21 protein-coding genes are annotated in these 19,203 nt (G+C 73.5%); 17 read left to right on the forward strand and 4 right to left on the reverse strand.

The genetic code is table 11. The features are described 5' to 3' along the window. Positions 1-27: 27 nt before the first annotated feature. Entirely contained in the window at positions 28-1,374 is a 1,347-nt protein-coding gene (locus ABD340_RS42650) for an FAD-dependent oxidoreductase (RefSeq protein WP_344597218.1), read from the forward strand. Between the two features lie 89 nt (positions 1,375-1,463). Here ABD340_RS42650 and ABD340_RS42655 read toward each other — a convergent pair whose 3' ends face one another. After that, positions 1,464-2,000, reverse strand: coding sequence for a hypothetical protein (locus ABD340_RS42655; protein ID WP_344597219.1), 537 nt, complete (start codon positions 1,998-2,000; stop codon positions 1,464-1,466). A 197-nt stretch (positions 2,001-2,197) separates the two neighbouring features. Between ABD340_RS42655 and ABD340_RS42660 the strand changes: the two genes are divergently transcribed. The 3 genes from ABD340_RS42660 (at position 2,198) to ABD340_RS42670 (ending at position 6,547) form a co-directional block, all read left to right on the forward strand. Next, positions 2,198-2,899 (forward strand): hypothetical protein, encoded by a 702-nt coding sequence (locus tag ABD340_RS42660; RefSeq protein ID WP_344597220.1) that lies wholly within the window; start codon positions 2,198-2,200, stop codon positions 2,897-2,899. A 153-nt stretch (positions 2,900-3,052) separates the two neighbouring features. Then, on the forward strand, positions 3,053-5,914 hold the full coding sequence (locus ABD340_RS42665) for an ATP-binding protein (protein ID WP_344597221.1): 2,862 nt from the start codon (positions 3,053-3,055) through the stop codon (positions 5,912-5,914). Positions 5,915-6,079: 165 nt separating this feature from the next. After that, positions 6,080-6,547 carry a hypothetical protein gene (locus tag ABD340_RS42670; RefSeq protein WP_344597223.1) on the forward strand — a complete coding sequence of 156 codons (468 nt, stop codon included), beginning with the start codon at positions 6,080-6,082 and terminating at the stop codon, positions 6,545-6,547. Between the two features lie 84 nt (positions 6,548-6,631). Here ABD340_RS42670 and ABD340_RS42675 read toward each other — a convergent pair whose 3' ends face one another. Continuing rightward, complete coding sequence (locus tag ABD340_RS42675) at positions 6,632-7,852, reverse strand: MFS transporter (RefSeq protein ID WP_344597224.1); 1,221 nt, start codon at positions 7,850-7,852, stop codon at positions 6,632-6,634. Then, complete coding sequence (locus ABD340_RS42680; RefSeq protein ID WP_344597226.1) at positions 7,849-8,391, reverse strand: GNAT family N-acetyltransferase; 543 nt, start codon at positions 8,389-8,391, stop codon at positions 7,849-7,851. The genes ABD340_RS42675 and ABD340_RS42680 overlap by 4 nt, the downstream gene beginning before the upstream one ends. A 46-nt stretch (positions 8,392-8,437) precedes the next feature. Here ABD340_RS42680 and ABD340_RS42685 point away from each other — a divergent pair, with 46 nt between their 5' ends. Continuing rightward, positions 8,438-9,019, forward strand: coding sequence for a helix-turn-helix domain-containing protein (locus ABD340_RS42685; RefSeq protein WP_344597228.1), 582 nt, complete (start codon positions 8,438-8,440; stop codon positions 9,017-9,019). Between the two features lie 15 nt (positions 9,020-9,034). On the opposite strand, the gene ABD340_RS42690 is transcribed toward ABD340_RS42685, so the two are convergent. Further along, on the reverse strand, positions 9,035-9,568 hold the full coding sequence (locus ABD340_RS42690) for a hypothetical protein (RefSeq protein WP_344597230.1): 534 nt from the start codon (positions 9,566-9,568) through the stop codon (positions 9,035-9,037). A 242-nt stretch (positions 9,569-9,810) separates the two neighbouring features. Here ABD340_RS42690 and ABD340_RS42695 point away from each other — a divergent pair, with 242 nt between their 5' ends. The 12 genes from ABD340_RS42695 (at position 9,811) to hypE (ending at position 19,201) form a co-directional block, all read left to right on the forward strand. Next, complete coding sequence (locus ABD340_RS42695; RefSeq protein ID WP_344597231.1) at positions 9,811-11,148, forward strand: hypothetical protein; 1,338 nt, start codon at positions 9,811-9,813, stop codon at positions 11,146-11,148. Further along, the gene (locus ABD340_RS42700; protein ID WP_344597233.1) at positions 11,145-11,795 is read left to right on the forward strand and encodes a hydrogenase maturation protease; all 651 of its coding nucleotides are present in this window, start codon (positions 11,145-11,147) and stop codon (positions 11,793-11,795) included. Before ABD340_RS42695 ends, ABD340_RS42700 begins: the two co-directional genes overlap by 4 nt. A 1-nt stretch (position 11,796) precedes the next feature. Beyond that, complete coding sequence (locus ABD340_RS42705) at positions 11,797-12,138, forward strand: hydrogenase maturation nickel metallochaperone HypA/HybF (RefSeq protein WP_344597550.1); 342 nt, start codon at positions 11,797-11,799, stop codon at positions 12,136-12,138. Continuing rightward, the gene (locus ABD340_RS42710) at positions 12,135-13,214 is read left to right on the forward strand and encodes an NADH-quinone oxidoreductase subunit B family protein (RefSeq protein WP_344597234.1); all 1,080 of its coding nucleotides are present in this window, start codon (positions 12,135-12,137) and stop codon (positions 13,212-13,214) included. The genes ABD340_RS42705 and ABD340_RS42710 overlap by 4 nt, the downstream gene beginning before the upstream one ends. 75 nt (positions 13,215-13,289) lie before the next feature. Further along, a complete protein-coding gene (locus ABD340_RS42715) occupies positions 13,290-15,086 on the forward strand; it encodes a nickel-dependent hydrogenase large subunit (protein ID WP_344597236.1) in 1,797 nt (598 codons plus the stop codon). Beyond that, positions 15,079-15,675: a NifU family protein gene (locus tag ABD340_RS42720; RefSeq protein ID WP_344597237.1), complete on the forward strand. Its 597-nt coding sequence runs from the start codon at positions 15,079-15,081 to the stop codon at positions 15,673-15,675. The genes ABD340_RS42715 and ABD340_RS42720 overlap by 8 nt, the downstream gene beginning before the upstream one ends. Then, positions 15,672-16,310, forward strand: coding sequence for a DUF5947 family protein (locus ABD340_RS42725; protein WP_344597238.1), 639 nt, complete (start codon positions 15,672-15,674; stop codon positions 16,308-16,310). Before ABD340_RS42720 ends, ABD340_RS42725 begins: the two co-directional genes overlap by 4 nt. Continuing rightward, complete coding sequence (locus tag ABD340_RS42730; RefSeq protein ID WP_344597240.1) at positions 16,310-16,519, forward strand: hypothetical protein; 210 nt, start codon at positions 16,310-16,312, stop codon at positions 16,517-16,519. The genes ABD340_RS42725 and ABD340_RS42730 overlap by 1 nt, the downstream gene beginning before the upstream one ends. Positions 16,520-16,549: 30 nt before the next feature. Further along, positions 16,550-16,660, forward strand: a complete 111-nt coding sequence (locus tag ABD340_RS48220; RefSeq protein WP_425547524.1) for a DUF6893 family small protein — start codon at positions 16,550-16,552, stop codon at positions 16,658-16,660. A gap of 21 nt (positions 16,661-16,681) precedes the next feature. Next, positions 16,682-16,954: a HypC/HybG/HupF family hydrogenase formation chaperone gene (locus ABD340_RS42735; RefSeq protein WP_344597241.1), complete on the forward strand. Its 273-nt coding sequence runs from the start codon at positions 16,682-16,684 to the stop codon at positions 16,952-16,954. A gap of 34 nt (positions 16,955-16,988) precedes the next feature. Continuing rightward, entirely contained in the window at positions 16,989-18,116 is a 1,128-nt protein-coding gene (gene hypD / locus ABD340_RS42740) for a hydrogenase formation protein HypD (protein WP_344597242.1), read from the forward strand. Continuing rightward, complete coding sequence (gene hypE / locus ABD340_RS42745; protein WP_344597244.1) at positions 18,113-19,201, forward strand: hydrogenase expression/formation protein HypE; 1,089 nt, start codon at positions 18,113-18,115, stop codon at positions 19,199-19,201. The genes hypD and hypE overlap by 4 nt, the downstream gene beginning before the upstream one ends. The last annotated feature ends 2 nt before the right edge of the window (positions 19,202-19,203 follow it).

Raw genomic sequence — 19,203 nt, forward strand, 5'->3', positions numbered from 1 at the left:
ACGTCAGCGAGCCTGGAGGCACAGACTTTGGGAACATCCCGCGAGCACGCGATCGTCGTCGGGGGCAGCCTGGCCGGGCTGCTCGCCGCCCGGGTGCTGAGCGATCACTTCGACCGCGTCACCCTCGTCGAACGCGACCGCCTCCCCGACTCGGCCGCCCACCGGCCGGGCGTCCCGCAGGGCCGGCACCTGCACGTGCTGTGGAGCCGCGGGATGGAGATCGCCGAGCGGCTGTTCCCGGGCCTGGAGGAGGAACTGGGCGCGGCGGGCGCGCCGGTTCTCGGCATCCCCTCGGACCTGCTGTGGATGACGCCGCAGGGCTGGCGGCGGCGGTTCGAGGTGAACCGGCTGATGACCTTCAGCCGGGAGCTGCTCGACTTCTCCGTCCGGGCCCGGCTGGCGAAGATCGACAATGTGCGCGTGCTGGACGGGCAGGAGGTCACCGGCCTGATCGCGTCCACCGGCGGCGGCGTCGGCGGGGTCGAGGCGCGCGAGCGCGGTACCACGGGCGACGGCGAGCCGCTACGCGGCGACCTGGTCGTCGATGCGACCGGGCGCGGCACGCGCGCCCCCGAATGGCTGGGCCGGCTCGGTTTTCCCGAACCCAAGCAGACGCTGATCGACCCGATGCTGGCGTACGCCAGCCGCCGCTACGCCATCCCGTCCGGCTTCGACCCCGGCTGGAAGGCCCTGTACCTTCAGGCGGACCCGCCGAACACGCGTACCGGGGCGCTCTTCCCGCAGGAGGGCGGCCGGTGGATCGTCAGCCTCTTCGGCACGGCCGGGGACTACCCGCCCACCGACGACGAGGGCTTCCTGAGCTTCGCCAAGTCCCTGCGCAGCCCCCACCTGTACGAGGCGATCAAGGATGCGGAGCCGCTGACGCCCATCTCCGGCTACCGGCGCACGGCCAACCACCGCCGCCACTACGAGAAGATGCCGCGCCTGCCGGAGGGATTCGTCGCGCTCGGGGACTCGATGTGCGCGCTCAACCCCCTCTACGGCCAGGGCATGAGCGTCGCCGCCCTCTCCGCGCTGACGCTGGACGACGGCATCCGCAACGGGACCGCCCCCACCGCGCTGGCCGGGAAGATGGCCAAGAACGCCGCGGGGGCCTGGCTCGTCGCGACCGGCGAGGATATGCGCTACCCCACCACCAAGGGCGCCTCGGCGGGCATCAGCACCCGCGTCATCAACCGGTACGTGGCCCGCGTCGTCAAGGTCGCCAACCTCGATCAGCACGTCTGCATGCGGATGGTGAACGTCCTGGCCCTGATCGCCCCGCCCCAGTCGCTGTTCATGCCGGACGTCCTGTGGCGCTCCGCGACCGTCCGCGCCCGCCCGCTCGACGGCCCGGGGGAACGCCTGAACTGACCCGCGGGACGGCACTGGACGACGTTGGACGACGCGGAACGGCGCGGCGGACCGCACCGGTCCGCCGCGCCGTCCAGGCTCGCCGGCGGTCAGGCCCGCGTGCGGCGGGCGTAGGCGATCGTGAGCGCCAGGACCAGCGGGCCCCAGGCCAGCAGGGGCGCGTAGCACAGGTGCATGATCAGACCGGCGTCGCCCTGCGGGAAGTCGGGGTTGGCGAGCGGGCCGCCGGGGACCAGGGCGATCGCCGCGCACAGCGCCGTCACCGCGACCGCGCCCAGCGCCGCCACGGTGATCACCGCCCGGCGGGGCAGCGCCCGCCCGCCGACGACGGGCATCCAGCGCGGCGCCGCCTCGCCCCACGGCCGCACCAGGCCGAGCGTCAGGAAGGCGGCGGCCTGCGAGGCGACGGTCAGCACCAGGACGTACACCATGATGTCGATGCCCTGGTACATCTCGCCGAGTTCGCCGGTGAACCCGACGTCGCCGCCGAAGCCGAGAACGAGCCGCCACACGCCGGACGGCACGGTGCACAGCACGGTCGCCCATGCGGCGCGGACGGCCCAGTGCGGCGCGCGGGTGCGGACGACGGGCCGGGGGGAGTCGATGAGCGGGAGCGTGACGGACAAGGTGACTCCTGTTCCGAGGGGGTGAGAGGGGGGAGCGGGGGTGAGAGGCGGTGCTAGCTGCGTGCACCTTCACTCTCACGGGATCGCGTCCGCCGTTGATCACCCGTAGTGGCGAACCGCCTCCCCCGAGCGGGGGAGTTCGGTGTCCGCGACCGGCCGCCGTGAACCCGCGGCCTACCTGACGGCGTCCAAGGGGCATGGGACGTGTGATCACCCTCCGGATCCTCATGCCCGCGGGCCTGGCGCTGCTGGCCGTGGCGCTGTCCTTCGGCGCCGGTTGGCTGCAGGCCTTCGGGCCCATGGGTGTGCTGGGCGTGCTGCTGCGAATGGCCGCGTTCTTCGTGGCGTTCGCCCCCGTCACCGCGCTGTTCTTCGGATGTACCAGGGCGCTGATGGGAATGGCGGCGGCGGTGGTCTTCTTCTTCTGCTACTACCTGGCCAATGAGGCGATGACCCAGCACGCCCTCGCCGAGCGCGGCATCACCTCCCAATGTCTCGTCCAGGACGAGAAGAGGCGGGTCGTCACCGAGTACCATCCCGGTTCCGGAGACGACCCCGGCTACACCACCACCCGCACCGAGTACGTGTACCGGCTGCGCTGCCCTTCGAACGGTCCGGGGTCGATGGTGACCGGTTCCTCGGTGGCCGACAAGGGCGAGGTCATCGCGGTGAGTTGGGATCCGTCCGGCCGGCTGTCGCCCCGTCCGGCGACCGGCGGCGACGACGCCGCCCGCACCACGCGGCACGCTCTCGCCGCGGGCGGGCTGGGGCTGCTGCTGGTCCTGCTGGACGCGCTCATCGATGTGGTGCGCTATCCACGGCGTCCCGACTGGATCCAGATGGCGCGGTTCGACGAGTTCGCGCACCGGCGGCGCCGGCGCAATCGCCGGGTGCCCTGAATTGTCGCCGGATGCTAATCGGCGCCGAGCAGCGGCGCCATTGTTGGCATCCCTTGTCAACGCTCGTGAATTCATCGGCCGTGCGGATATCCGTGCCTAGGCAGGGCGATGCGCCCATGTGAAAATCCCAGCGAGTGTCAGGAGGAACCGCTGATGCCGCCTGAGGAGCCGCCGCTGGTGGAACGCGACGGTGCCCTGGCCGCGCTGGTCGCGGCGCTCGCCCGTCCGCCCGCCGTCGTCGCGGTGGAGGGCGAGCCCGGCGCCGGAAAGACCCGCCTGCTCCGCGAGGCGCTCGACGACCGGGCGCTGGCCGGGCGTGCGCGGTTATGCGGGCAGGCCCGTCCCACCCTGTCGTCCTGCTCGCTGGCGCCGGTGATCGAGGCGCTCGCCACGGCGAACCGGCCGCCTGTGCGGCGTCCCGGCGCGCTCACCGGCGTGCTGCGGGCGGTGCTGCCCGACCTGGCCGGCGTCCTGCCGCCCGCGCCGCCGCCGCTGGAGGACCCGCACCTGGTCCGCCACCGCCTGGTGCGCGCCGTCGCCGAGCTGCTGGCCGCGCTCGGCCCCACGATCCTGGTGCTGGAGGACGTGCAGTGGGCCGACGACGGCACGATCGAGCTGCTCCGGATGATCGGCGCCCGCCCGCCGCCGGACCTCGCGGTCGCGGTCACCGGCACGCCCCCGGCGGTCCTGACCGGGCCGGGCCCCGCCGCCGTCCGGATCCGGCTCGCGCCGCTGTCGGTCCCGGGCGCCGGGAGGCTGGCCGCCGCGCTCCTGGGCGGTCCCCGCGCGGCGCTGCCCCGCGACCTCGCCGAGACGCTGTACGAGCGCAACGGGGGTGTGCCGTCCGCGGTCTGCGAGGACGTGCGGCTGCTCCGCCGGCGCGGGGTGCTCCGGCCGGCGGACGGCGCGTGGGCGCTGGCACCGGACCGCGAGGCGGTGCTCGTCCCGTCCGCGGTCGGCGCGGAGATCCTCGGCCGAGTCCGCCGGCTCGGCGCCACCGGGGGCGCCGCGCTGGAGGCCGCGGCGGTGCTGGCCGGGTCGGCCGAGACCGAGCTGGTGGGCAGGGTCGCCGGGATGGACGCCGAGCGCACCTGCGACGTCCTCGCCGAGGCCGCCCGCCACGGCCTGCTGCGCGACCACGGCCCGGACGGCGGCATCGTGCGGTTCCGCCATGAGCTGGCCCGGCTCGCCGTCCTCGAGGCGATCCCCGGCTACCGGCGGCGCAGGCTGCACGCCATCGCGGCGCGGGAACTGACGCGTACGGGCCGCGGCGCCCTGGCCGTGCGGGCGGTCGACCACCACCGGCGCGCGGGCGACGTCCGGGCCTGGGTGGAGAGCGCCGAGGCCGCCGCGGAGCGGGCCGCCGCCGACGGCTCCTTCGAGGCGGCGCACGCCTGCCTGCGGGACGTCCTCCAGGCGGGCGCGGTCGCGGAGGACAGGCGGACGGAACTGGCCATCAAGCTGGGCTGGGCGGCGTCGGGCGGAGTGGATCCGGGCGGGACGACCGCGGACCTGCTGGCCGCGGCGCTGGAGGGGGGCACCGCGTCCCCGGCGCAGCGGGCCGAGCTGCTCCTGCTGCACGCCTGGTCGTCCCGGGACCCGGGGGCCGCGGCCGACGGGCTGCGCGCCGCGCTGCGCGGGCTGGCCGGGCGGCCCGACCTCAGGGCCATCGCGCTCGCCCTGCTCGCCATGCCGAACGGGCTGCCCCAGCGCGACCTCCGCACGCAGGTCGCGTACCTGAGCAGGGCCCGTGCCGCGCTCGCCCGCACCACCGATCCGATGGCGCACGCGGTCGTCTCGACGACCACGGCGCGCCTGCTCCTGGCGATCGGCAGCCCGGTGGGCGGGCCGGCGGCCGAGGCCCTGCCGCTGCGCCGCGCCCGTCCGGAGGTGGACCGGCAGCTCATCCGGGGGCTGCTCGACCTGGCCGAGACGGCCCTGCACCTGGGGCACTACGCGCGCGGCCTTGAACTGGTCGACCGGGGCCGGAGGCTGGCCGCCGAGGTCCGGTCGCGCACGTACGACCGCCGGCTCCGGGCCGTCGCGCTGCGGGCCCGCTGGACGATGGGCGATCTGGAAGCCGATGAGCAGGCGGGCGTCCTCGCCGACGTGGCGCGGGTCCGCGATCCGCTGCACGCGCGGCTGCTGGCGGCCGAGGTCGGCACCGGCCAGGGCCGGCTGGACCAGGCGCGCCGCACGCTCCGCGAGGTGGCCGAGGAGGCGTGCGCGATCGGCGAACTCGCCATCGCCGCGCGCGCCGTGGCCGAGCTCAACCGGGTGGCGCTGACCAAGGAGCACCGGCACGCCGGGCACGCCTTGGCCCGCCGGGTGCTGGACGAGCTGGGCCGCGGGCGGCTCTGGCTCTACGCGGCGCCGCTGCTGCCTTTCGCTCCTCTCGATCTGGTGCGCCCGGTCCTGCCGCGATATCGCGATGCGCTGAACGGGCTGGACGCGCCGCTCGCCCGTGCCGCGCTCGCCTTCGCCGAGGCGCGGATGCTCGAGCGGCACGGCGACGCGTCGGCGGGCTACCGGCGGGCCCGCCGCGCGTACGCCGCGCTCCCGGAGCCGCGGCTGGCGGCGCACGCGTGCGCGGGCGAGGTGCGGGCCCAGCTGGCGGCGGGGCGGACGCCGGACGCGGACCTGCTGCGCCAGGCGTGGGGCACGTTCACCGGTCTCGGCGTCGTCTGGGACGCCGAGAGGCTCAAGCCGCTGATGCGGGCGGCCGGGCTGCCGGTGCCGCACCGGCGCGGCCGGCCGGGGTACGGCGACCAGTTGTCCCCGCGGGAACGGGAGGTCGTCGCGCTGGCGGCCTCGGGGCACACGAACCGGGACATCGCCGCGAACCTGTTCCTGTCGGACCGCACGGTCAAGTTCCATCTGGCCAACGCCATGCGCAAGCTCCAGGTGAGCAGCCGGCGGCAGCTGCGCGAGGCGCTCGACACCGCGGGGCCGGGCCAGCGGGATCACACCTGCCGCTGCGCCCGGTGCGGCCGACAACTGGTCAATCCGCAATAAACCCGTCCTTATCGGACGGGTTTTTCCCGGCCCGCGGCGCCGATTATGAGACAGATTCACGTTCGACCCGCCGGCACCGGCCTCCCACTCCCACCCACCGGCCGGCCCGGTCGCGTCGGGCGGCGGCGGAAGGACCGCCGAATGTGTCGAGGAGGAGGACTCCCCATGAGACCCGCCAGCTTGCTCGTCGGCCTCTCCGTCATCGCCGCCGCCGGCTTCGTGGCGGCCCCGGCCCACGCCGCCGCCCCCGGCCTGGTCGACGGCACCATCGTCGTGGGCAGCACGACCTGCTCGTGGACCAACGCGACCACCAGTAACACGCCCCCCAACACCCTGACCGTCAACCACACCACCATCAGCCCGACCTGCACCGGCGGCATCACCGTGAGCCTCAGCAGCTCCCCGACGGTCACCTTCAACGACGGCGCCGGCACCGCCTCGTCCGCGCAGATCCAGGTCACCGCCTCGGTGCTCGGCGTCAACTGCGGCTACCGGGTGTCCAACGTCTCGGTCAACCGCCAGGGGACCACGCGGAACTACACCGGCGGCCCCTTCACCGCCACCAAGATCTCCGGCAGCTTCCTCTGCCCGGGCAGCGAGACCGTCGACTCGGCCACTTTCAGATTCCACTGACCGCGTCCGCGCCGCGCGGGGCTCCCGGACTCCGGGAGCCCCGCGTCCCCTTGCGCGCGGGCGGGCGACCGGGAACGTCCGCGGTCAGCGGTCGCTTGGCCGGGTACCCGTGGCCAAAGCGGCTCCTGCCAGGGCGACGACGGCCAGCAGGGTGAACGCCGCCGGGTAGCCGCCGAGCAGGTCGGCGAGGAAGGCCCCGGTCGCGGGTGCCAGGGCAATGGCCAGCGCCGCGGGAGCGGTGGCGAGTGCGTTCAGGGTGGCGAAGCTGTGCGTGCCCCAGCGGTCGCTGACCGCGGTGGCCTGGAGCAGCGTGTAGCTTCCGCGGACGGCACCGGCCAGCACGGCGACGGCGATCACCAGCGGCAGCGGCCCCGGGACGGCGGCCAGCGCCGCGACGCAGGCGGCGCACGCGCTCAGGATGGCGATGGTGCGGGCGCGGGGACTGGTCTTGCGGGTCAGGGTCGGGAAGCCGAGGCGTCCGAGCACCTGCCCGGCGCCGCACAGCCCCAGGGCGGCGGCGGCCGTGGCCGTGTCCGTCCCGCGGCCGGTGAGCAGCGGGACGAGGTTGGTGGTGGCGGCGTAGATGCCGAGCCCGGCCAGGGCCGTCGCGGCCGCCAGGAGGAGGAACGCCCGGCTGGAGGCGACTTCCCGGACGGCCTGGCGGTGCCGCGTCCGTGACCGGCTGGACGGGCCGTCCCAGGACGGGGTCAGGAAGGACAGATGCAGGGGCAGCGTGATCGCGCCCAGCAGGACGGCCAGCACCACGTACACGGCCCGCCAGTCCAGGTGGGCGAGCAGGGCGGCGGTCAGCGGCGCGTAGAGCGTGCTGGCCAGCCCGCCGACCAGCGACAGGACGGTCAGCGGGCGGATCCGGTCGGCGCCGTACCAGCGGGTCAGGGCGGCGAAGGCCGGCGGGTACAGCAGCGTCGCCTGGGCCAGCCCGGCCAGCAGCCACGCGGCGACGAACCACGGCAGGCCGGGGGCGGCGGCGACGGCCAGGAGCGCGCCGGTGCCCAGCACGGATCCGGCGGTCATCACGCGGCGCGGGCCGTGCCGGTCCAGCAGCCGGCCGACCGGCGCCGTCGCCAGCGCGTTGACGACCAGGCCGGCCGAGAAGGCGCCCATCGCCGTCGCCGCCGACCACCCGGTGTCGCGGGTGACCGCCGCGAGCGCGACCGGGAACGAGTAGTAGAGGATCCCCCAGCTGGTGAGCTCGGTGACGCAGAGGGCGACCAGGGCCCGCCGCAGGACGTGCCGCTCCGGCTCGCCGGGGGCGGGCGAGGCCGCGGGGGCGTCCGGTTTCATCGGTTCCGGCCGCCGGCCTTTCCCTCGTCGCAGGGCAGGACGCATTGCATGAGCACGGTGTCGATCCACCGGCCGTGTTTCAGGCCGACGCGGGCCAGCCGTCCGGCGTGCGTGAAGCCGTGCCGCGCGTGCAGCGCCTCCGAGGCGTCGGTCCCGGTGTCGGCGATGACCGCGACCACCTGGCGCAGGCCCGCTCGGGCGCACCGGTCCAGCAGCGTTCCCAGCAGCGCACCGCCCAGGCCGCGGCCGGTCCGTTCGGGCGCGAGGTAGATCGAGTCCTCGACGGTGAACCGGTAGGCCGGTTTGGGGCGCCAGGGGCCGGCGTAGGCGTATCCGGCCACCTCGCCGCCCGTTTCGGCGACCAGGAAGGGCAGGCCCCGGCCGGTCAGGTCGGCGAGCCGCGGCCGCCACTGGTCGGCGGTCGGCGGGATCTCCTCGAACGTGGCCGTGGTGTGCAGGACGTAGTGGGCGAAGATCTCGGCGACGGCCTTGAGATCCGCGGCGACCGCCGGTCGGATCACCGGTTCGGAAGCGGTCACGGCACATCCAATTCTCTATAGCGAAACCAAGTGCCATTATAGAACAATGCTGGATCTTGTGGAGCTGGGCGGGCGCATCCAGGAGCTGCGGTACGGCAGGGGGCTGACCCTCCAGCGGCTCGCCGAGGCGGCCGATGTGAGCGTGAGCATGCTGTCCTCGGTGGAGCGCGGCCGGAAGGCGCCCACCATCGTCGTCCTCGCGCGGATCGCCGACGGCCTCGGGACCTCCCTCGCCGACCTGGTGTCCCGTCCCGACGACGAGCGGGTCATCGTGCGCCGCGCCGCCGACCAGGACACCGTCGAGGAGCCCGGCGGATGGCGGCGGACGGTCCTCACGCCGGTCGTGCCCGGCGTGAACTTCGAATGGGTCCGCTCCACCCTGCCGCCGGGATGCGACGCGGGCGAGTACCCGGCCTACGCCCCGGGCTCCCACGAGTTCATCGCCGTCGAGTCCGGCACGCTGCGGCTGACCGTCGGGGACCGGACGGTCGACCTGGGCCCGGGGGACTCGGTCTACTTCGCCGCCCACCTCCCGCACGCCTACGCCAACCCGGGCGACGAGCCGTGCGCCTACCACGTCGCCGCGCTGATCATGCGGCCGCGCACACCTCGCTCCCGCCCTCGCTGACGGAGGCCGAACGCATCACGCTCGAAGGAGACGATTGAACCGGGCGCGGGGGATCAGCCGCCTCCGCTGGGAGCGCCGCCGGTCCCCTTGCACGGGCTCCGGAGCGAGTCGCCCGGCGACCACGATCCCGTACAGGGTGTGGTCGAGCGCCCCCACGGCCCGCCAGAGGAAACCGTGCTCGTGGACGTGCCGGAGGCGCAGGGCCGGGGCGAAGAGGGCCTCGAAGGCGAGCCAGGCCGCCAGCCCGTATGCCGGACCGGTGGCCGGATGCGTGCGGACCTCTCGGGGGAGCATGCCGTACACCACCCCGCCGACCGCGCCGTAGCCCCAGTGGGCGAGCTCGGTGATGGCCTGCCGGTGCCGTTCCGGCAGTCGATGTACGGATGGCGGCGCGTGCTCGTCCATGAGCGCCTGCGGCGGGGTCTTCTCGTGGGGGCCGATCGCGGCCGCCACGTTGCGGATGCCCGTCATCGCCATGGCGGCGAGGAGCCCGCGCGCTCCCGCACGGACGACCGCACGGGTGTTCCCCGAGTTCGTGAGCGATCCCATGGGCGCCTCCCATGTGGGGCTCTGCCCTCTTTTCGTGGCGGCATGCGGAGGCAGGAGAACGGGGCCGCGCGGCGCAGGACGGTGCTAGATGCGAAAGGCACCTACTGGCGATCTTCACTTACCGAAGCTGATCTCGCTTGCTATACCGGAAGCGGCCGACCCGCGCGCATCGCATGCCGTGGACTGATCGGTGCGGGACGCGGTGAAGGCGTATTCCGGAATGCCACGGGAGGTGCGGCCCAATGGGGAGCGAGCCGGTGACGGCCGTCGACGGTTTCGAGCATGCCCGTGCCGTGGCCGACGCGATTCTGTACGAGGGCTACCTGCTGTACCCGTACCGCCGCTCGTCCGGTAAGAACCGGGTGCGCTGGCAGTTCGGCGTGCTCGTCCCGCCGGTGTGGGCGCAGGCCCACGGCCTGGACGACACGAGCGTGGCCGGTTCGGCCGAGGCGCCGTGGCAGCGGACCGAATGCCTTCTGGAAGGCCCCGGAGAGGCCGTGATCAAATGCCGCGTCCGTTTTCTTCAGCTGCAGAGTAAAGCGGTGGAAAAGCGGCTTCCCGATGGCTCCTACCGTTCGGTCGATTCCCTGGACGCGGGTGCGCGGATGGAACTCGCTTTCGACGAGGCCGTGCCGCGGGAGTTCGATTTCCAGTTCTCCTTGGGGGAGGTGGCGGAAGGCGCCGCGGAGTTCGCCGTGCAGGTGCCCGGGGGCGAGGACCACGAGCCGGTCGAGGACGACGCGGGGCGGCCCGCCGGACGCGTGGTGCGCAGGCGCCGGCCGCTGGCGGCGTCGGTGACGGTGTCGGCGGCGCGCTGCGACGCCCCGCACCGGCTCAGCCGTCTGAGCGTGCGCGTCGACAACATCGACGCGGGCACGGCGGCGGACGCTCCGCGCGAGGAGGCGCTGAAGGGTTCGCTCCTGGCCTGCCATGTGCTGCTGGCGACGGGCGAGGGCGCGTTCCTCTCCCTGCTCGAACCGCCGTCGTGGGCGGAGGCGGCGGCAGGGGAGTGCGTGAACGTCCACACCTTCCCCGTGCTGGCAAGTCCCGCGGGCGATCACCACGTGGTCCTGTCGTCGCCGATCCTGCTGTACGACCACCCGCGCGTCGCCCCGGAGAGCCCCGGCGACCTGCACGACGCGACGGAGATCGACGAGATCCTGTCGCTGCGCACGCTGACGCTGACCGACGCCGAGAAGCGCGAGGCGCGGGCGACCGACCCGCGCGCCGCCGAGATCGTGGACCGGACCGAGGCGATGCCGCCGGAGGCGTTCGCCCGCCTGCACGGGACCCGCCGCCCGCCCGGCGACGGCGGCGTCGTGGTCGGGGGCGTGCCCGTCTCCCGGGGAAGCCGGGTCCGGCTGCGGCCGCGCACCCGCGGCACCGACCCCCAGGACCGGTTCCTGGACGGGCGGACCGCTCTGGTCGAGGCGGTGCTGAGCGACGTCGACGACGCCACGCACGTGGCCGTCACGGTCGAGGACGACCCCGCCGCCGACCTGAACCAGTGGTACGGGCGGTACCGCTATTTCTCCCCCGACGAGATCGAGCCGCTGCCGGCGGCGGGGGAGCGGCCGTGACCCGGGACGGAACCCGCCGGATCCTGGTGGCGGGCATCGGCAACGTGTTCCTCGCCGACGACGGATTCGGCGTGGAGGTCGTGCGGCGGCTGGCGGGCCGCGGGCTGCCGGAGGGCGTGGACGTCGCCGACTACGGCATCCGGGGCGTGCACCTGGCCTACGAGCTGCTGGACGGCCGGCACGACGTGCTGATCATGGTGGACGCCGTCCCGGTGGAGGGGCCGCCCGGGACGCTGGCGGTCATCGAGGTCGACGCGGGGCACGACGACGCCGATCCAGTGGAGGGCGGTGCGGACGGCGCCGATCGGGCGGATCCGCTCGGCATGCCGGCCGTGGACGGGCACGGCATGCATCCGATGGCCGTGCTCGGGCTGCTGCGGCGGCTGGGCGGCGGTCTCGACCGGGTCCTGGTGGTGGGCTGCAGGCCGGCCCGCATCGACGAGCGCATGGAGCTGTCGCCACCGGTGCGCGCCGCCGTGGACGAGGCCGTCGGGCTCGTGACCGAACTGGTGGCCACCGAATTGGCGGGCACTCAAGTGGCGGGCACTCAAGTGGCGGGCACCCAAGTGGCGGGCACCCAAGTGGCGGGCACCCAAGTGGCGGGCACCCAGGTGGCGGGCATGGAGGGGGAGCGGGCGCGTGCATGAGATGGGAATGTGCGAGGCGATCGTCGAGGCGGCCCTGCAGCGGGCCGGCGGGCGGCCGGTGCGGGCGATCCGGGTGCGGATCGGGGGGCATCCCGTCGATCCGGGGGTGATCGAGCAGGGCGTGCGGATGGCCGCGGCGGGGACCGCGGTCGAGGGCGCCGGCGTCGATCTCGTCCTGGAGCCGCTCTCGGTGCGCTGCGGGGACTGCGGCCGGGAGACGGCGGTCACCAGCGCCATGGTGCTGGCGGCCTGCCCGGCCTGCGGCGCGGTGGACGTGGAGAGCACGGGCCGCGACGACGTCGTACTGGAATCGATCACCGTGGACGGGGGGAGCGCACCATGACCGGAGTGAGCGCGGTCGAGGCCGGCGTGAACGGGTACGCCGGGACCGGGGACGGCTTCGAGGAGATGCACATCCTCTGGATCTCCGAGGGCATGAGCTGCGACGGCGACACCGTGTCGGTGACGGCCGCGTCCCAGCCGGCGATCGAGGACGTGATCGGCGGCCTGGTGCCGGGCCTGCCGAAGGTGCACCTGTACAACAAGGTGCTGTCGCCGACGCTCGGGGGCGAGGAGTTCCTGGCCCCGTTCCGGGCCGCGGCGAGCGGCGATCTGGAGCCGTTCATCCTGGTGATCGAGGGCTCGGTGCCGAACGAGAAGATCAACGGCGACGGGTACTGGACGTCGTTCGGCAACGACCCCGTCACCGGCGAGCCGATGACGCTGGACCGGTGGCTGGACATGCTGGCGCCGCGCGCCTGGGCGGTCGTGGCCATCGGGACGTGCGCCGCCTATGGCGGCATCCACGCGATGGCGGGCAACCCCACCGGCTGCATGGGCCTGGCGGACTACCTGGGCTGGGACTTCCGGTCGGCGGGCGGGCTCCCGATCGTGAACATCCCGGGCTGCCCGGTGCAGCCGGACAACTTCATGGAGACCCTGACCTGGGTGCTCTACCACGCCGCGGGCGCCGCGCCCCCGCCGCCGCTGGACGACATGCTGCGCCCGCAGTGGCTGTTCGGGAAGACGGTGCACGAGGGCTGCGACCGGGCCGCCTACTACGAGCAGGGCGACTTCTCCACGGACTACAACTCGCCGAAGTGCCAGGTGAAGATCGGCTGCTGGGGGCCGGTGGTCAACTGCAACGTCCCCAAGCGCGGCTGGATGGGCGGGGTCGGCGGCTGCCCCAACGTGGGCGGCATCTGCATCGCCTGCACCATGCCCGGCTTCCCGGACAAGTTCATGCCGTTCATGGACATGCCGCCGGGGGCGCACCTGTCGTCCGCGCTGATCAAGCCGTACGGGGCGTTCATCCGCCGGCTGCGCGGCATCACCAACATCACCGCGAACAAGGAACCCAAGTGGCGTCACGACCGTGAGCTGCTGACCAGCGGTTACGACCCGCGCTGGCGGCCGTAGCCCGGGCCGCGCGCACGCTGGACCGACCGGAGCGACCAGAACCGGCCCGCCGGGCCGCAGGAGAGGACCGTACCGATGACGACGACCGAGCCGAAGGCCCCCGGGAAGGCAGCGCCCGGGCAAATGGTCGAGATGGCGTGGGACCCCATCACGCGCATCATCGGCAACCTGGGGATCTACACCAAGATCGACTTCGCGAACCGGCGGGTCGCCGAGTGCCACAGCACGTCCTCGCTGTTCCGCGGCTACTCGGTGTTCATGAAGGGGAAGGACCCGCGGGACGCCGGGTTCATCACCAGCCGGATCTGCGGGATCTGCGGCGACAACCACACCACGTGCTCGGTGTACGCGCAGAACATGGCCTACGGCATCAAGACCCCGCCGCTGGGCGAGTGGATCCTCAACCTCGGCGAGGCGGCCGAGTACATGTTCGACCACACGCTCTTCCAGGACAACCTGGTGTTCGTCGACTACTGCGAGGCGATGGTCAAGGACACCAACCCCAGCGTGCTGCGCCGGGCCCGGGACACCGAGGCGCCGAACGCCGCCGTGCACGGCTACCGCACCATCGCCGAGATCATGGAGGCGTTCAACCCGTTCGAGGGCGCGGTCTACAAGGAGGCGCTCCAGGTCAGCCGGACGACCCGGGAGATGTTCTGCCTGATGGAGGGGCGCCACGTGCACCCCTCGACCGTCTATCCGGGCGGTGTCGGGACGATGCCGACCCCGACGCTGTTCACCGACTACCTGTCGCGGCTGCTGGGCATCATCGACTTCATCAAGAAGGCCGTCGCGATGAACGACGACGTCTTCGACTTCTTCTACCAGGCGCTTCCCGGGTACGAGGAGGTCGGCCGCCGCCGCGTGCTGCTCGGCTGCTGGGGCGCCTTCCAGGACCCCGGCGTGGTCGACTACCGGTACGAGACCATGGACCGGTGGGGCAAGGCGATGTACGTCACCCCCGGCGTCATCGTCGACGGGAAGCTGCTGACCACCAACCTGGTCGACATCAACCTGGGCATCCGGATCCTGCTCGGCAGCTCCTACTACGACGACTGGGTGAACGAGGAGCCGTTCGTCACCCGCGACCCGCTCGGCAACCCCGTCGACATGCGGCACCCATGGAACCAGACGACCCTGCCCGTGCCGCAGAAACGCGACTTCGAGGACAAGTACAGCTGGGTGATGAGCCCCCGCTGGCTCCACCCCGAGACGGGCGACCATCTCGCGCTGGACACCGGAGGCGGCCCGTTCGCGCGGCTCTACACCACGGCGCTGGCGAACCTGGTGGACACCCCGTACGTGAAGTCGACCGGGTCGAGCGTGCAGATCTCGCTGCCCAAGGGCGAGTCGCTGCCGGAGACGGTGCTCGAATGGCGGATCCCGCAGTGGTCCAACGCGATCGAGCGCAACCGGGCCCGCGCCTACTTCGTGGCGTACGCGGCGGCGATGGCGGTGCACTTCGTCGAGCAGGCGCTCGGCCGCGTCCGCGCCGGCGACACCAAGGTGTTCGAGGACTTCGAGGTGCCCGACGAGGCGATCGGGTGCGGCTTCCACGAGGCGGTGCGGGGCTTGCTGTCCCACCACATGGTGATCCGGGACGGGAAGATCGCCAACTACCACCCGTACCCGCCCACGCCCTGGAACGGCAGCCCGCGCGACAGCTTCGGCACGCCCGGGCCGTACGAGGACGCCGTCCAGGACATGCCGATCTTCGAGGAGAACGGGCCGGACGACTTCCGCGGCGTCGACATCATGCGGGCCGTGCGCAGCTTCGATCCGTGCCTGCCCTGCGGTGTGCACATGTACCTGGGCAAGGGGCGGACGCTGAAGAAGCTGCACTCGCCGATGTTCGGTGCGACCCATGGCTGACCGGCGGCTCGACGCCGCCGCGGTCGCCGACCGGCTGGGCCGCCTGGACGAGGCGCTGGCCCGGCTGGAGCGCACGCCGGGCGCGACCGCCGAGACCGCCCTGGACGCGGTCGTCATGCTGACCGAGGTGTACGGGGAGGCGCTGGCGCGCGTCCTGGACCGCGTGTCCGGTGACCGCGGGCTCGTCGACGCCATGCTGGGCGACGATCTGGTGGGGCACCTGCTCGTCCTGCACGACGTCCACCCGGAGCCGGCCGAGCGACGGATCGTCCGCGCGCTGGAGGCCCTCGGCGCCGGCGCCGAGTTCGAGGCGGTGGAGGGGCGGACCGCGCGGATCCGGCTGACGGCCGCCGCCGGTGGCGGCGGTTGCGGCAGCGGATGCGGCGGTGGCGGCGGCGCCGAGCCGGTGGAGGAGGCCGTGCGGGACGCCGTGCTGGCCGTCGCGCCCGAGCTGACCGGCGTGGACCTCGTCCGGCCGGACGCCGCGAAGGCAGGGGCGGCCTTCATCCCGGTCGGCGCGCTGCTGAACCGCGCCGGGCCCGCCGCGGACGGCGCGCCGGACCCGAGCCCGAGCGGGGCGAGGGCTTGAGCACGGGGGCGCTGGAACGCGCGATCCGGCGGGCGTCCGCCGGGGATGCGGCGGTGCCCGAACGGTGCGGGCTCTGCGACGCCCCGATCGGCGGCGCGCACGCGCACCTCCTCGACGAGCGGGACGACGACCTGCTGTGCGCCTGCCGCGCGTGCGCCCTGCTGTTCGAGCGGGAGGCGGCGGGACGCGGCCACTACCGGCTCGTCCCCGACCGCAGGATCAGGCTCGCCGGGGTGCGGACCGCCGACCTCGGCGTCCCCGTGGGGCTCGCGTTCTTCACGGTGCGGCCGGACGGCACCGTCGTCGCGCGCTACCCGAGCCCGATGGGCGCCACCGAGTGGAGCGTCGACCCGGCCGTCTGGACGGCGGCCACCGCGGGCTGCGCGGAGCTGGGCTCGATGCGTCCCGCGGTGGAGGCGCTGCTGGTCAGCACCGTACGGAACGGCAGGGTGCGGAACGCCGACGAGCAGTGGCTGGTGCCGATCGACGACTGCTACCGGCTGGTCGCCGTCATCAAGCGGTCGTGGACCGGCCTTTCCGGCGGGCGACGGGTGTGGGACGGCGTCCAGGCGTTCTTCACCGGGCTCGCGGAGCATTCCGACGTGACCGACGAGACCGACCGATCGGAGGAGTGATGGCGGAGATCCGAGTGGGGAAGCCGGACGTGGCCCCCGACGCGCCCTCGCACACCAAGGGCGTCCCGCAGGGCAACAAGAAGGGCGCGTACGAGCACGAGGCCGGGCACCACGTGGACGGCACCGCGGACTCGCGGCGCTCCACCGGCATCAGGCCCAAGCGCCGCGACCCGGTCCTGTCCGCGATGCCGAACCTGCCGCCCGGCTGATCCGGCCGGGGCCGAGAGAGGAGAACAGAGATGCGCAAAGTGCTGATCGCCACGGGCTGCGTGGCCGTCGTGGGGCTGGCCGCGATCTCCTGGAAGGAACTGCCGGCGCTGCGCCGCTACCTCAAGATCGAGCGCATGTGAGCGGGAAGGACGGTAGGGAGGATGTGCCTGGGCATCCCCGGCGAGATCGTCGAGCTCTCGCCGGACCGCGGCGACCTGGCCAAGGTCGAGGTCGCCGGGGTCCGGCGGGCGGTCAACATCGGCCTGCTCGGCCCGGACGAGATCGCCCCCGGCGACTGGGTGCTGGTGCACGTCGGCTTCGCCATGTCGAAGATCGACGAGGCGGAGGCGGCGGCGACGCTGGACCTGCTGCGCGGCCTCGGCGAGGCCTACACCGACGAGCTGGACGCGCTCGCCGGATCGGACATCACATGAGCGCGCGGCACGCGGGGGAGGGGCGCTGACCGGCATGCGATTCGTCGACGAGTACCGCGACGCCGAGCGGGCCCGGGCGCTGGCGGCCGGGATCGCCGCGCTGTGCGGGCCCGGCCGCCGGTACAAGTTCATGGAGGTCTGCGGCGGCCACACGCACACCATCTACAAGCACGGCATCGAAGACCTGCTGCCGGAGGCGGTGGAGCTGGTGCACGGGCCCGGCTGCCCGGTGTGCGTGATCCCGATGGGGCGGGTGGACGACGCGATCGCGATCGCCCGCCGGCCGGACGTGATCATGACCTCGTTCGGGGACATGATGCGGGTGCCCGGGGCGACCGGCTCGTTCCTGGAGGCCAAGGCCGAGGGCGCCGACATCCGGATGGTGTACTCGCCGCTGGACGCACTGAAGATCGCCCGGCTGAACCCGGACCGGCGGGTGGTGTTCCTGGCGATCGGGTTCGAGACCACGGCGCCGTCCACGGCGATGACCGTGCTGCGGGCCGCCGCGGAGGGGATCGGCAACTTCTCGGTATTCTGCAACCACGTCACGATCATCCCGGGCATCAAGGCGATCCTGGACTCGCCCGACCTGCGCCTGGACGGCTTCCTCGGCCCCGGGCACGTGTCCACCGTGATCGGCTGCCGCCCGTACGGGTTCATCCCGTCCAGGTACGGCAAGCCGCTGGTGTGCGCGGGCTTCGAGCCGCTGGACATCCTGCAGTCGGTGCACATGCTGCTGGCCCAGCTCGCCGAGCGCCGGTGCGAGGTGGAGAACCAGTACACCCGCGTCGTCCCCTGGGACGGGAACCGCAAGGCGCTGGACGCGATGGACCGGGTCATGGAGCTCCGGCCGTTCTTCGAATGGCGCGGCCTGGGGTTCATCTCCCGGTCGGCGCTGCGCCTCAAGGAGGAGTTCGTCGCGCACGACGCCGAGTGGATCTTCGACGTGCCCGGCGTGCGCGTGGCCGATCCCAAGGCGTGCCAGTGCGGCGAGGTCCTCAAGGGCGTCATCAAACCGTGGGAGTGCAAGGTCTTCGGGACCGCGTGCACTCCGGAGACGCCGATCGGCACCTGCATGGTCTCCTCCGAAGGGGCGTGCGCTGCGTACTACAACTACGGACGGTTCACCCGCGAGCGCGTGACGGAGGCGACCCGCGCATGACGACCGAGACCGGAGCCTCGGAACGCGAGCTGCGCGTCCTGGAGCGGATCGAGCGGGCGCGGCGGCGCCGTCCCAAGGTCAGGGAGGAACGCGTGACGCTCGCGCACGGCGCGGGCGGCAAGGCGTCCCAGACCCTCGTCGAGGCGGTGTTCGTGGACGCCTTCCGCGACCCGCGGCTGGCGGAGCTGGCCGACGGCGCCACGCTGGAGGTCGGGGCCGAGCGGATGGTCCTCACCACCGACTCCTACGTGATCTCGCCGCTGTTCTTCCCCGGCGGCGACATCGGCGACCTGGCGGTGAACGGGACGGTCAACGACCTGGCCGTCTGCGGGGCCCGCCCGCTGTACCTGTCGGCCGGGTTCATCCTCGAAGAGGGCTTCCCCATCGACGATCTGCGCCGGGTCGCCGCGTCGATGGCCGCGGCCGCGGCCCGCGCGGGCGTCGCCGTGGTCACCGGCGACACCAAGGTCGTCCAGCGCGGCAAGGGCGACGGGTGCTACGTCAACACCGCCGGCGTGGGCGTGCTGGAGCGCGCGGACGCGCTGGGCGCCGCGGCGGTGCGGCCCGGCGACGCGGTGCTGGTCTCGGGCCCGATCGGCGAGCACGGCGTCACGATCATGCTCGCCCGCGGCGAGCTGGACATCGAGGCCGATCTGCGGTCCGACACCGCACCGCTGCACGAGCCGATCGCGGCGCTGCTCGACGCGGGCGGTGTCCGGATGCTGCGGGACGCGACCCGCGGCGGGGTCGCCACGGTCCTCAACGAGATGGCGCGGGCCGCCGAGACGGGCATCGTCGTGGACGAGGACGCCGTGCCGGTGCGGCCGGTCGTCAACGGCGCCTGCGAGCTGCTCGGCATCGACCCGCTGTACGTGGCGTGTGAGGGGCGCTTCGTCGCCGTTGTCGACGGGGCCCGCGCCGACGCCGCGCTCGCCGCGCTGCGCGCCCATCCGCTCGGCGAGTCCGCCGCCGTGGTGGGCCGGGTCGTGGACGATCCGCCCGGGCTGGTGCTGCTGCGGACCTCGTTCGGCGGCACCCGCGTGGTGGACATGCTCGTCGGCGACCCGCTGCCCCGGATCTGCTGAGG

This window comes from Actinomadura vinacea, assembly GCF_039532545.1.
In the GTDB taxonomy this organism is placed as follows: domain Bacteria; phylum Actinomycetota; class Actinomycetes; order Streptosporangiales; family Streptosporangiaceae; genus Spirillospora; species Spirillospora vinacea.